At 45.1% G+C, this 13,284-nt stretch carries 9 protein-coding genes and 1 pseudogene; 3 read left to right on the top strand and 7 right to left on the bottom strand.

Features of this window, described 5'->3' with window-relative positions; all coding sequences use genetic code 11:
- Positions 1 to 53 precede the first annotated feature (53 nt).
- The 3 genes and pseudogenes from DW039_RS18960 to DW039_RS18950 all read right to left on the bottom strand — a co-directional run.
- Positions 54 to 422 (bottom strand): annotated as a pseudogene (locus DW039_RS18960) (EFR1 family ferrodoxin); the annotation flags it as partial.
- A 205-nt stretch (positions 423 to 627) separates the two neighbouring features.
- Positions 628 to 2,790 (bottom strand): glycoside hydrolase family 97 protein, encoded by a 2,163-nt coding sequence (locus DW039_RS18955; RefSeq protein ID WP_120382235.1) that lies wholly within the window; start codon positions 2,788 to 2,790, stop codon positions 628 to 630.
- Between the two features lie 217 nt (positions 2,791 to 3,007).
- The gene (locus DW039_RS18950; protein ID WP_005835937.1) at positions 3,008 to 3,493 is read right to left on the bottom strand and encodes a DsbA family protein; all 486 of its coding nucleotides are present in this window, start codon (positions 3,491 to 3,493) and stop codon (positions 3,008 to 3,010) included.
- 725 nt (positions 3,494 to 4,218) lie between these two features.
- Here DW039_RS18950 and crcB point away from each other — a divergent pair.
- The 3 genes from crcB to eno all read left to right on the top strand — a co-directional run bounded on the left by crcB (position 4,219) and on the right by eno (position 6,636).
- Positions 4,219 to 4,596: a fluoride efflux transporter CrcB gene (crcB, locus tag DW039_RS18945; RefSeq protein ID WP_005826820.1), complete on the top strand. Its 378-nt coding sequence runs from the start codon at positions 4,219 to 4,221 to the stop codon at positions 4,594 to 4,596.
- 13 nt (positions 4,597 to 4,609) lie between these two features.
- Positions 4,610 to 5,278, top strand: coding sequence for a pentapeptide repeat-containing protein (locus tag DW039_RS18940; protein WP_016273353.1), 669 nt, complete (start codon positions 4,610 to 4,612; stop codon positions 5,276 to 5,278).
- A gap of 65 nt (positions 5,279 to 5,343) precedes the next feature.
- Positions 5,344 to 6,636: a phosphopyruvate hydratase gene (gene eno / locus DW039_RS18935; protein ID WP_120382234.1), complete on the top strand. Its 1,293-nt coding sequence runs from the start codon at positions 5,344 to 5,346 to the stop codon at positions 6,634 to 6,636.
- A 124-nt stretch (positions 6,637 to 6,760) separates the two neighbouring features.
- Here eno and bglX read toward each other — a convergent pair whose 3' ends face one another.
- The 4 genes from bglX to DW039_RS18915 form a co-directional block, all read right to left on the bottom strand.
- Complete coding sequence (gene bglX / locus DW039_RS18930) at positions 6,761 to 9,013, bottom strand: beta-glucosidase BglX (RefSeq protein WP_120382233.1); 2,253 nt, start codon at positions 9,011 to 9,013, stop codon at positions 6,761 to 6,763.
- A gap of 2 nt (positions 9,014 to 9,015) precedes the next feature.
- Positions 9,016 to 10,308, bottom strand: a complete 1,293-nt coding sequence (locus DW039_RS18925; protein ID WP_120382232.1) for a hypothetical protein — start codon at positions 10,306 to 10,308, stop codon at positions 9,016 to 9,018.
- Between the two features lie 88 nt (positions 10,309 to 10,396).
- Positions 10,397 to 11,758, bottom strand: a complete 1,362-nt coding sequence (locus DW039_RS18920) for a family 16 glycosylhydrolase (protein ID WP_005826833.1) — start codon at positions 11,756 to 11,758, stop codon at positions 10,397 to 10,399.
- Positions 11,759 to 11,894: 136 nt separating this feature from the next.
- Positions 11,895 to 13,268 carry a hypothetical protein gene (locus DW039_RS18915; RefSeq protein ID WP_005826835.1) on the bottom strand — a complete coding sequence of 458 codons (1,374 nt, stop codon included), beginning with the start codon at positions 13,266 to 13,268 and terminating at the stop codon, positions 11,895 to 11,897.
- Between the last annotated feature and the right edge of the window lie 16 nt (positions 13,269 to 13,284).

Below are 13,284 nucleotides of genomic sequence, written 5' to 3'. Positions count from 1 at the left end.
GGTGGTACACGTTTCAAATGCTACCCGGGTCCCTTTTCAAGTGTTAGCTACACACCATAGGTGAGGACAGCAAACTTGTATTCTGCCTTCAGTTTTGCTTTCTGAATGAACTGCCGTACCATATAGGGAGGCATATGACCGTAGATGGGATAAACGATGCCGATTTCATCTGCCTCAAATTCATACTTCCCCCGTTTCACCATCTGAGGGATACTCAACAATTCTGCGTTCTCTCCAGCCAACTGACGGGCGATGTAAAGACTGTTACCCGTTCCGGTAAAATAAAAGATGATACGCTTACTCCTTTTTGTTTCGCAGGATGCCAACGAGAGTAGGCCGGAAGATGCGATAGCACTGCTCATCACGGCAAATCCCATACGCTTTAAAGCCTCCCGACGACTGATTTTCTTATCCGTATTCATATCTCTGATTTTTAATGATTATGCAATCTGTTATCTGAGTGCAAAAATAAAGGTTTCCCCAAAGAACGAACTTACCAAAAACTCGGGTCTTGATGCTATTTTTACGGTATAAGAATGAGCTTACCCTAACACAAAAAAAGCCCCGCAAAGATTGGACTTCTGCGGGGCCTCACTAATGCCTAATAAAAACTCTTTCTACCCTAAATTATCTCCACTTCTTCACAGCTTTCTTGTCAGCCGGAGTCGCTTCAATCAAGCTCAATGCAAAACCACCGCTACGCGCTTCCTTCACGGACATTTTGGTCTTGCTGGTTACGATACCCTTCTTTATCTGATAAGAAGTAGGGTTCTCCTTGTAATCAGCATCTTTACCGTCGGCATAGAGAGTGGCTACGTATTGCTTGCCCGGTTCAAGGAAGTCGAGCGTAAAGTTGGCTGTACGTGCATTCTCGTCTGTAATACCTCCAACAAACCAGTTGCCGGTTCCTTTTGCCTTACGGGCCACGGTAATGTAATCACCCGGTTCTGCTTCAATGTACTTGCTGTCGTCCCAGTCTACTGCCACATCCTTGATGAATTGGAAAGCATCCATGTGCTTTTCGTAGTTCTCAACCAAGTCGGCAGCCATCTGCAACGGGCTGTATAAAGTTACATACAGAGCGAGTTGCTTAGCAAGTGTAGTCTGCACTTGTCCGTGGGGCAAATCGCCCATAAAGTCAAGTTTGGTATCGAAGATACCCGGTGTATAATCCATCGGACCGCCAATCAAGCGGTTGAATGGAAGCAATGTGGTATGGAACGGTTTGCTACCGCCGAATGCCTCATATTCAGTTCCTCGTGCAGATTCGTTGCCAATCAAGTTAGGATAAGTACGGCACAAACCGGTAGGGCGTACAGCTTCGTGCGCATTTACACAAATTTTGTAGTCGGCTGCCTTCTTCACGGCATAGAGGTAGTGGTTGTTCAGCCATTGCCCATAATGATGTTCACCACGGGGAATCATATTACCTACATATCCGCTCTTCACGGCATTGTAGCCATTATCCACCATAAACTGATAGGCCTTGTCCATGTGACGTTCGTAGTTGCGCACCGAACCGGATGTCTCATGATGCATCATCAGCTTCACGCCTTTGCTCTTGGCATATTCATTCAGCATCTTCACGTCGAAATCGGGATAAGGGGTCACAAAATCGAATACATAATCCTTGGATTTGCCAAACCAGTCTTCCCAGCCTTCATTCCAGCCTTCTACCAATACTTGGTCCAGACCGTGCTCGGCTGCGAAGTCGATGTACTTTTTTACATTTTCGTTAGTGGCACCGTGACGGCCATTGGGCTTTATTTTGGAGTAGTCCACTTCACCCAGTTTGATGGAGGGAAGGTCGTCTGTATATGCCCAGGTGCTCTTACCTGCAATCATTTCCCACCATACACCTACGTATTTCACGGGCTTAATCCAGGAAACGTCCTCGTAAGCACAAGGTTCGTTCAAGTTCAGCGTGATTTTAGAGGCAAGGATGTCACGAGCATCGTCGCTTACGATAACCGTACGCCACGGTGACGTGCAGGGAGCTTGCAGATAACCTTTATCGCCTACTGCATCGGGAGTAAGCCAAGATTCAAAAACAAAATTCTTATCATCCAGATTCAAGTGCATGCAAGAGTAATCCACCAAAGCAGCCTCGTGCAAGTTGATGTACAAACCATCAGCAGTCTTCATCTGCAAAGAAGTCTGAACACCGGTGGGCGAAAACGGGGTTTGCGAAGAGTTAGGCGTAATGGCCCCTTTCATCAGCCCGCGGATTTCAGAAAGTTTGGATTCTGTGTAGTCATATTCCTGCGTATCGTAGTCGCCCGGAATCCAGAAGGCAGTGTGGTCGCCAGTCATGGCAAACTGAGTACGCTCCTCTTTAATCACGAAATAGTTCAGGTTCTTCTGCAAAGGGAATTCATAGCGGAAGCCCATACCATCGTCGAACAAACGGAAGCGGATAATGATGTTCCTATCCTGCGCCTTTTGGTTGAGCGTCACAGCCAGCTCATTGTAGTGGTTACGGATTTGCTTTACTTCACCCCATACCGGTTCCCAAGTCTCGTCGAAAGTGGAAGTCTTTGCATCCGCCATCGTGAAGCCATTCATCAGACCGGGGTCGTTCTTCAGTTCGAGTCCTAATTTGGAAGGGTTAATCACCGGCTTTCCTTTGTAAGAAAGTTCGTAAACGGGTTCGCCTTGCGCATTTACCGAAAAATTCAATTGAAGTTGTCCGTTGGGAGAGGTAATACTCTCTGCCATTGCTACGCCGCTCACCAACAAAACGAGCAGGAAGCAGGCTAATTTTGTACAGATTGCTTTCATGTTTCTCATGCTATATTTATAAAATTATGTTCCAGATGCAAATATAGGCAGGAAAGAAATACACTCTGACGCAATTAAACTAAAATGATGATGATTTGTCGGCAAACGTTTGCATGAAAACCAACTTCCCTTGAACAATATCCTGCCTACAAACAAAATAGAAGGAGAAGTATCGCTACGAAAACTTCGCCCTCCATATTTTTACAACTTTAATCGTGCACTGGAATTATCCCAAAGGATTTTCACCTTGGTCCCCGTCATTGCCTCCCGAAGGATTGGAGTTATCCCCTCCACCATTGCTACTTCCATCCGTATAGTCCGTATCGGGAACCACCATCTTGGTGACGCTCATATTGCCCAACATTTGACTAAAAGCTTTCCCCGGAAAAAACAGAATACGTTTACGGACAATGTTACTGGCCGAAACGCCAGCCTCCGTATCAGCACTCTTCCCTACAAAAGAAGGGCGGAACAATCCGAAATCACCTAAACGAACAGTCTTTCCATCGTCTATTTCTTCCGACATGATGTCCACCAGTCCTGCAGCCACTAAGTCCACCGTCTTTCTGTGAATACCAAGAATACGGCTCACTTTGGCACACAACTTATCAAAATCCAATTCACCCGCTCCTACGGATTTAGCTACATACTTTACATTTTTGTCCTTGTCAAAACCAAAGATTCTCTTTGCCACTACATACTGAAGTCCCATAATTTTTAATGTTTTAGAAAGTTAATATAATAATGTAATAAATAGGCCGAAGCCTTTTCCTCTCTTTCAAGAAGTGGAGATCCATCGTGAGGCCTCAACGATAAACTTTCATTCTCTTGAATTCGATGTTGCAAAGTTAGGGTGTGAATGACGGGAATACAAGGAAATGACATCTACAACCAATTTCGTTAAAACTCTAAAAAACAACAAATTAAGAACAACCCTTCTCTACAAGTGAAGAAAGAAAGGCAGGAAGAGAATGAGAAGGAATGGATACAATCTCTACAGCCAATGAAAATAAATCGCTGATTATCAAGACAAGGTTCTAGAGAGGTCTCTACAATATGGCATTTGAACGGTTAAGACCTCAATTTCAAGAGTGGCTCAAGTTTCACTAGTTATTACCGTATCCAAAAATACAGACAAACCAGTCATCCTTCCAAAGCCCCTTCTACTCGTTTACTAAAATCTCCCGGACATTTTACTAAATCTCCGGCAACGATTTACTAAATCTTCCTCCAAGATTTAGTAAATCGCTTCTGCCCCATCACGAACTATCCGGAACCAAGATTGGCAATCACTCATATCAAATATCAAAATTATATACATCCCACCAATAACTACTTCCCCCAGTACAGAATCGCTTTATGAAATTTCGGGCTATGATTTACTGAAATTCCTTTGTCTTCACTACCTTTGCAGCCAAAACCAACCCCAGAAAACCTATGACTAGATTACTGATAGCTATATTCCTTGGCGGCGGTACCGGCAGCGTACTGCGCTACTGCGTGCAGATGATGCTCCACGAGCGCATAGTCCCCTACTCTTTCCCATGGGCTACATTCACAGTCAATATCCTCGGAAGTTTCCTCATCGGGCTATTCTATACCTTATCCGCCCGTTTCAACCTTTCTACTGAGGTACGGCTGTTGCTGACTACCGGTCTGTGCGGAGGATTCACCACCTTCTCCACTTTCAGCAATGACGGACTGATTCTGATAAAGCAAGAATTCTACGGAATGTTTGCCTTATATACCTTATTAAGTATCACATTAGGAGTCCTGGCAGCCTTCGCCGGCGGCGCCTTCGGACGCTGTATATAACCCAAACACCCCTATGAAACCCAGCAAGCCTTTTGTCATGCCTCCCGTACGCATCATCCCTCCTACCTTAGAGGGACAAAGTGAAAGTTCCAAATCATTGGAAGAATGGCTGAATACGGAAGAAACTGTCAGAGACCTTCACTTCGGTAAACGGACAGAGGAACACATGGAGTATTCCTACAAAAGCATCACCAACTGTACTTTCAGTCATATCCAATTCAGCGCCTGCAAACTGAAATCCTGCCATTTCACTGATGTACGTTTTGAACATTGCGACCTTTCCAACATCTCATTTGCCGAAAGTTCTCTGTTCAGAGTGGAATTCATATCCTGCAAACTGGTGGGAACCAATCTGCCGGAAACAATATTGAACCATCTGACAATGAAGGACTGCAATGCCAGATACCTCAATCTTTCCATGAGTAAAATCAATCAAGCCCGCTTCACCTCTTGTGACTTGCGCAACAGCGACGTCAACGACTGCAAACTTGCCTCCATCGCCTTTGAAAACTGTGAGCTGGTAGAATCCGAGTTTTCACACACCCCTCTAAGAGGAATCGACTTGAGCGACTCGCACATAGGAGGTATACGCCTCAACCTGCCCGACATACGGGGAGCCATCGTCAATACTTCCCAAGCCATGGAGTTGACTGCTCTTTTAGGCATTACAATAAAGGATTAAAAACGAAAAACAATTCCTTGTTTTCATTTGTTAGTAAGATAGTTTATAATTAAAATTGACTGAATATGAAAATAGAGAAGATTATCGGACGTGAAATCCTCGATTCAAGAGGTAACCCAACTGTAGAAGTAGACGTAACCTTGGAATCCGGCTTCATAGGCCGTGCATCTGTCCCGTCAGGAGCATCCACGGGAGAACACGAAGCATTGGAACTGCGTGACGGTGACAAAAAACGTTACGGAGGCAAAGGTGTCCTGAAAGCCGTGGACAATATCAATAATATCATTGCTCCCAAGCTCATCGGTATGTCCGCCCTCGACCAGATGGGTATCGACCATGCCATGCTTGCACTGGACGGAACCAAAACGAAAGCCAATCTGGGTGCCAATGCCATCCTCGGCGTATCTCTTGCTGTAGCCAAGGCTGCCGCCGCTTACCTTGACATCCTACTCTACCGATATATCGGTGGTACAAATACCTATGTGATGCCTGTACCGATGATGAACATCATCAACGGCGGTTCGCATAGTGACGCTCCCATTGCTTTCCAGGAATTCATGATACGCCCCGTAGGTGCCACTTCCTTCCGCGAAGGTTTGCGTATGGGTGCCGAAGTGTTCCACGCACTGAAGAAAGTCCTGAAAGACCGTGGCCTCAGCACAGCAGTAGGCGATGAAGGAGGTTTTGCTCCTAATCTGGAGGGTACAGAAGATGCCTTGAACTCCATCATTGCCGCCATCAAGGCTGCCGGATACGAACCGGGCAAAGATGTAATGATTGCCATGGACTGCGCTTCTTCCGAGTTCTACCATGATGGCATCTACGATTATACCAAATTCGAAGGTGAAAAAGGCAAGAAACGTACTGCCGACGAACAGATTGACTATCTGGAAGAGTTAATCAACAAGTATCCCATCGACTCTATCGAAGACGGCATGAGCGAGAACGACTGGGACGGCTGGAAAAAACTGACCGACCGTATCGGCAACCGCTGCCAGTTGGTAGGCGACGACTTGTTCGTCACCAATGTGGACTTCCTCGCAATGGGTATCGAAAAAGGCTGTGCCAACTCCATACTGATTAAAGTAAACCAGATAGGTTCGCTGACCGAGACACTGAACGCCATCGAAATGGCACACCGCCACGGATATACCACCGTGACTTCCCACCGTTCCGGCGAAACCGAAGATGCAACCATTGCGGACATAGCCGTAGCTACCAACAGCGGACAAATCAAGACCGGTTCGCTGAGCCGCTCGGACCGTATGGCAAAGTACAACCAACTGCTTCGCATCGAAGAAGAGTTGGGAAACAATGCGGTGTATGGATATAAGAAAGTTATAAGTGATAAGCGATGAGTTATTTGCCGGTGCCTTTCTTTGCCGGAAGGCGGGGCTTATAAAGAACAAAGCATTTATATAAACGTAAGAAGGGGCGAACCGTCACGGTCCGCCCCTTCTCTTTTTAACCTTAAATCAACAATCAATCTACTACCTTAAAGAAAACTGCTTCTCCACTCTGGCTATCCGGTGCCACCCAAAGAGCAAAGTCTCCGGCTTCCACCGTCTTCATCCTATCTATATTCCAGAAAGCAAGTTCACTTATCGGAAGTTCAAACGATACATTTTTCTTCTCACCCGGTTTCAATGTGACGCGGACAAAGCGTTTCAATTCTTTCACCGGACGGGTCACCGAAGCGAACTTGTCCTGCACGTAAAGCTGTACTACCTCGGTACCTTCATACTTTCCGGTATTCTCAAGGTCGAAAGTCACAGTCAGCACATCGTCCTTCTTCAGATTGGCAGAGGACAGCTTCACGTTGTCGTATTTGAACGTCGTATACGACAGACCGTAGCCAAAAGGATACAACGGGTCGAAACCTGCATCCATATAGAAAGAGGTACATCCCAACGAAGTCTGCCCCGCTTCCAACGGAATGTCATTCAGCAAGACCTCATTCCGCGTAGCCGGACGTCCGGAATTGTTATGAGCATAATAAACCGGTATTTGTCCTACCATCTTCGGGAAAATCACCGGAGTCTTGCCGCTTGGTACTGCCTTGCCCCACAGCAGGTCGGCCAATGCCGGTCCTCCCATGGTTCCGGGATGGAACGAATAAAGCACGGCAGACGAGAGTTCGACTTCTTTTCCTATAGTCAGCGGACGTCCTGCCATTACAACGGTAACCACCGGTTTACCCGTTTTCGCCAAAGCGGCAATCAGTTCACTTTGTGCACCTTGCAAGTTCAGGTCGGCCAGGCAATGCGCCTCGCCTGAAAGAATAGCTTCCTCGCCTACAAACACCAGAATAACATCGGCACGTGCTGCGGCAGCGGCGGCTTTGGCTACGCCGGCCATATTCTTGTCACGGCTATAAGTCAGGCCCGGTTCGTATATCACTTGTACTTTGTCTCCCACCAATTCCTTGATGGCAGTCAGCGGTGTCACAGTCTTTGTCTTGTCGCCATCAAATACCCAGGTACCCAATTGGTCGTATGGCGCATTCGCCATCGGGCCTACCACGGCAATAGTTTTTACCGAAGATTGCAGAGGCAATGTCTCCTTTTCGTTCTTCAGCAAGATGGCCGACTCCACAGCAGCTTGCTTGGCAGCCTCCAGATGTGAAGGAGCATAAAGCACCTCCATACGTTTCTCATCCACGTATGGGTTATCGAACAACCCCAAGCGGTACTTGATGCGCAGAATATTCCGCACAGCATCATCTATGGCAGATTCCTTGACTTTTCCTTCTTTTATCAACTCCGGCAGTTCCTTGACAAACGTATAGCTGACCATCTCCATATCCACACCGGCATTCACTGCTTTCATCGCTGCCTCTTTGGAATCGGCAGCAAAGCCATGCGCTATCATTTCGGCTACCGAAGCCCAGTCAGAAACCACCACTCCGTCAAATCCCCATTCATCACGAAGCACATCTTTCAGAATAAAAGTGTTCCCGGTAGACGGCACTCCGTCATTATCATTGAACGAAGTCATGAAAGTGGCCGCCCCGGCCTTGGCAGCAGCCTCGAATGGAGGAAGATAGACATTACGCAAGCGGCGCTCCGGAATAAAAGTAGAGTTGTAGTCGCGTCCTCCTTCCGCAGCCCCATACCCTACAAAATGTTTGGGACATGCTGCAATGGAGGTCGGATGATTCAAAGAATCCCCCTGAAAGCCTTTTACCATGGCAGCCCCCATCACCGAAGTGAGGTATGTATCTTCTCCACATCCCTCGGCCATACGTCCCCAACGGGGATCACGCGCCACATCAATCATCGGAGCAAATGTCCAACGAATGCCCGCAGCAGAAGCCTCGACAGCCGCCACCCGTGCACCGTCCTCGGCCACCTGAGGATTGAAAGAGGCCGCCTGCCCCAGAGGGATAGGAAATATGGTCTTGAAGCCATGAATGACATCGCGCGCCATCAGCAAGGGAATGCCCAAACGGGACTCCTCCATAGCCACGCGCTGCAAGGCATTGACACGTACCGGGTCTACTTCATTCAGAATAGACCCGACCTCACCTTTCTTTATCAATCCGCTCATGTCCTCTATATTGCCATAAGAAGAAATCTGGTTCATCTGCCCAATCTTTTCTTCCAAGGTCATACGGGACAACAGCGTTTCTATTTTCTGCTCAATGACTGCATCACCTTTTGTATCCTGCACTTGAGTACAAGATATAAAAGGAAACAGCAACAAACAAGCAGAGAGCATTTTCATTGTTTTCATCTTTAATCTATTACTTGAAATGGAATATTTGCTGTTGAGACAAAGCCCGTATTATCAAGTACATATACGTACAAACGATATTCTCCGGGAACTTTAATTGCAGTCTCATACACATTTTTATCTGACATAACCACCTCACCGACTCTTTCCGGACGCGGTTCATAAGAACCTCCAAAGCCCAGCACTGTAGCTTCTTTAAGCACTTCCCAAACATAAGTCAGAGAATCATTTTCCTTGTCTATGGCCGCAACCTCTGCTTTCAATGAAGCACCTGCCTTGATGCGGACATTATCAATAGCACTCTTCCCATTGACAGTCATCATACCCAGAATTACCGGAGCCGTTTCATCCAGTTCCTTACCAGTCCACACTCTTTGCATAGCCTCTACCATAGGAGTCTTTTCTCCTTTCAGAGGCAGCATATCCACCATGTCTTCTACAAACATACTGAACCAGGTAGGCGTACGTTCTTCTTTTTGTCCCCACAAGAATACAAAAGAGCCCAAGCAACGGGGATTGGCAGAAATATATTGCGTATAACGCTCTTCGTACACCTGCCGTTTTTCTTCACTGGTCTGCTCTATGGGTGCTTTCCACTCGGTAGAAGCTGTTTCCCACCAACCGGTCGGTCCCCACTCGGTAATCATAAATGCACCCTTGTAGTCCGACTTGTCAACAACCATCTGCACCTCTCCCATCGGACCATATACATTGATACCCACATAATCGAGAGATGGAGCATACTTTGCCACAGAGTCCAATGCCGACGGATTGTAGGAAATCACTGTCGAAACCAGATGACGCTTGTCTATCGACTTAATCAGCTGTGCCAGTTCTTCCACAAAATTCCATGCGGCAGCTATATTGGCATTTCCCAACTCAATTTCATTGCCAATACCCCAAGCCAGCAAACTCGTATCATTCTTGAACGTTTCTGCCAACAAGCGGACTTCTTCGCGCATCTTGTTCTTATATTCATCATCGTAATAGCGTATGGAGTCTTTGGTCATGCCTATTCCCTGCATTACGTACATGTTGTGCTCCGAAGCCAATGCCAGGTTTTTCTTTATCTCCTCCACATTACCTCCCCAGGTTCTGAAGGCATTGGCACCACTCTGGGCGGCAATGTCCAACCGATATGTGCCGCCTACGCCTTTAATATAGGTTTCTTTTCCGTCGATATAGAGTTTATAACCGTCTGCCGCTTTCTCTATTACAATACCGTCTAGAGAAGAAGGAGAACAGGCAGACAACAAAACTAAACAGATAAAAATAAATATTTTTTCTTTTTTCATTATCAATTGTCCTAAAGCATAAGGTATTTATGTTATAAATAAAAAACATTCAGCCTTCATATTTAAATAAAATTTAAATATGAAGGCTCTATTTTTTCTGAAACACGCGTACATAGTCCACCTTCATCGTCACTGGAAGAGCAGACTCGTCCACACCGTTCATTCCACCCCAATCACCGCCCCAAGCCAGATTCAGAATGGGATAGAAAGCATAATGGAAAGGCCATTGATTATGACCAGCTCCCAATTGTTGCTTGGTAACAGCCAACTGTACCTTGCCATCTACGTATGTAGTGATGGCATCTTCTGTCCACTCTAAAGCATAGAGATGAAATTCTCCTTCTGCCTGTTCTATAGTCATGGCATGTGTTTTCTGCGTACCTATAGTATGATTATAATCTTGCGTATGGATAGACGAAGAGACTTCGTTGGGTACGACTCCCACTTCCTCCATAATGTCTATTTCACCACACATGGGCCATGGGTTAGTATTCCAGTCATTACCAACTGGCATCATCCAAAAAGCCGGCCACGTCCCCTTGCCTTCAGGCAACATGATACGTGCTTCAAAATAGCCATATTCCCAACCAGTATTCACTTTAGCATACACACGACCAGAGTAAATTTTACCATCGGAGCCTTTGAAACAATTAATATTCAACTTACCGTCCACAAGTTCTGTCACACGCTTTCCGTCAGCAGAACCATTGACGTAATTTTGAAGTTCATTATTTACCCACCCTGCTCCTTGAACCTCGTGTGTCCAATCATTGCCAAGAGATGTACCCTCATTAAATTCATCATGCCAAACCAACCGATACCCCTCAGGAGTATTGATATCCAGATCTTCAGCCGATTCTTGAATAACTGTTACCGTTACTTTCTCTGCACCAGCCACAACCTCAACTGTACCCGTACGGGAAATCTTTGCATCATTAGCTAAAGTGGTCACAACAATTTCCCCACTATTTTTTTCTGCGCTAATCCAACTATCATTGGATTTCACATTCCATTCGCCAGAAGCAATAACAGATAAGACAAAAGATTCTCCTATAGAATTAGAATACAACTCAGTCTGTGACACTGATAAAGGAGCCGCTTGCGTAAGAGGAATAGATACACGAGTAGCACCAGATTTAACTACCACCGTACCAGTACGAGAAGTAGTACCCGTATGAGCACTGACTATAACTGTCGCTGTGCCTTGGCTAGAAGAAGAACCCATTACATTTACTTTGACCCATGAACTGCAATCATCAGAGGCAAAAGCTGTCCACTCTTTACCAGAACAAACCACATTCACCACATATTGGCTAGCTTGTGCAACAGCCTCTATCTTTTCAGGAGAACATTTAATGGTAACATCCTCGGATTGCGGTTCCTTGTCATCGCTACTGCCACAAGCAATCAACGAAAACAAAAGAATAGATAATAGACAATAGTATTTCATATATATATATTTTACAACATAAGTAGAGAAAAAGGGAAAGGATGAAACTCCAGCAATTGCCAAGATAACACACATCCTTCCCCCTTTTTATTATTCACTGCTTTTAGCAGACCAATATTCTATCTAATACTAGTCATCAATCTCTATGAGTCTGGAAAATAATATCTTTAATAGTCACTTTTGTGTCAGCAGGATTTCCACCAAAATCCAAGACTAAAGATATAGCATGCATATCTTTAGGCGCCTTTTTATTTGCAACCCAAAATTTATTATCTTCATTACCCAACAAATCCGTCTGTTCTGCAAAGAAGAAGTTATCATCATGTTTGACATCAGGTTCATCAGTCTGAACCAGTTTTACTGTTACCCCCTTCAAATCAGTACTAGGATTTAGAGTGACACAGAAATCATAGGCAGTTTCTGTATCGGCTGACAAATCTGTAACAAACGAGAACTGGTTCTGCCATTGTGCTTCAGTAGCATCAGGGAAAGTGAGTGTATAAGCATTTCCATCCACCACTAAATCTGGATTAGGTCTAGCACTCCAATCCGGGTTTGCATAGAAGAAAGTATTGGTAAAGGTTGCCCCGTTCCAAAGATTGTCTTCACTATCCACCTTCACCCAAGAAGGTTCAGGCTCTTGTACTTCAGGAATTTCCGTACCGTCATCATTAGCATGGTCTTTCAAGACAAAGCTTTCCAAAGTAATATCCGTATTAGCTTCATTACCACCAAAATCAAGTGCAAACTTCAAGTCGGTAATATTCACACCGGGTACGTTACTGAACCATATACACTTAGGCTCATTAGCATCTAAAGCCACACGCTGCATATTGATAAACGTATTGTCATCACCTTTCTGCTGTACTTTAACCGTCACGCCCGGATGTTTGGTAGTAGAAGTGATTATCACCGAAAAATCATAGGTTTTATCCACTGACAAAGCAATTACCTTATCCAATTCCACATGCATCTGAGCTTGCCACTGATCGGTAGTAGCTTCCGGTAAGGAAACAACAAATGCACCATTCTGATAAGTATATTTTGGATCTGCAATCTGCCCCCATCCTGGAGCATAGTAGAAAGATGCCACATTGAAAGTTACTCCCTTAAACATGTTAAATTCACTATCTTCCACAAAACCACCAAAACCGTTCATAATAGTCTTCTCTATTTCAAAGGTTTTGGTTATCGAACCATCACTAATGCCATTTGCGTTCTTTACTTTACATTCTACTGTATATGAACCTTTTTTACGATAATATTTGGAAAAACCATATGAGGCTTGATAAGCGCCGTCAATTATCCAAATTGGAGACACTCCAGGAGCAGAAGTAAATTCAAAGTTTGCATAATTGGTTGTCTGATCTACAGTAACTTTAAAGTTATCAGTATAATCCGATGCTTGTGGGATATTGCCATTGGCTCCCGTAAAATCTTCAGGCGAACATGAAGTCATTGCAAAACCAGCAACCAACACGCCTGCCATATATTTAAATATATTTTTCATATCAATTATTTATTAA

Source organism: Bacteroides sp. AF39-16AC, assembly GCF_003602735.1.
Lineage (GTDB): Bacteria > Bacteroidota > Bacteroidia > Bacteroidales > Bacteroidaceae > Bacteroides > Bacteroides uniformis.
The sequence above is the reverse complement of the archived record's forward strand: the minus strand, read 5'-3'. Positions and strand labels throughout refer to the sequence as shown.

Excerpts from the sequence above, each read along its gene's own strand:
- eno (WP_120382234.1), top strand. The coding sequence starts at position 5,344 with ATGAAAATAGAGAAGATTATCGGACGTGAAATCCTCGATTCAAGAGGT.
- DW039_RS18950 (WP_005835937.1), bottom strand. The coding sequence starts at position 3,493 with ATGGGACTTCAGTATGTAGTGGCAAAGAGAATCTTTGGTTTTGACAAG.
- bglX (WP_120382233.1), bottom strand. The coding sequence starts at position 9,013 with ATGAAAACAATGAAAATGCTCTCTGCTTGTTTGTTGCTGTTTCCTTTT.
- DW039_RS18940 (WP_016273353.1), top strand. The coding sequence starts at position 4,610 with ATGAAACCCAGCAAGCCTTTTGTCATGCCTCCCGTACGCATCATCCCT.
- DW039_RS18925 (WP_120382232.1), bottom strand. The coding sequence starts at position 10,308 with ATGAAAAAAGAAAAAATATTTATTTTTATCTGTTTAGTTTTGTTGTCT.
- DW039_RS18920 (WP_005826833.1), bottom strand. The coding sequence starts at position 11,758 with ATGAAATACTATTGTCTATTATCTATTCTTTTGTTTTCGTTGATTGCT.
- DW039_RS18915 (WP_005826835.1), bottom strand. The coding sequence starts at position 13,268 with ATGAAAAATATATTTAAATATATGGCAGGCGTGTTGGTTGCTGGTTTT.
- DW039_RS18955 (WP_120382235.1), bottom strand. The coding sequence starts at position 2,790 with ATGAGAAACATGAAAGCAATCTGTACAAAATTAGCCTGCTTCCTGCTC.
- crcB (WP_005826820.1), top strand. The coding sequence starts at position 4,219 with ATGACTAGATTACTGATAGCTATATTCCTTGGCGGCGGTACCGGCAGC.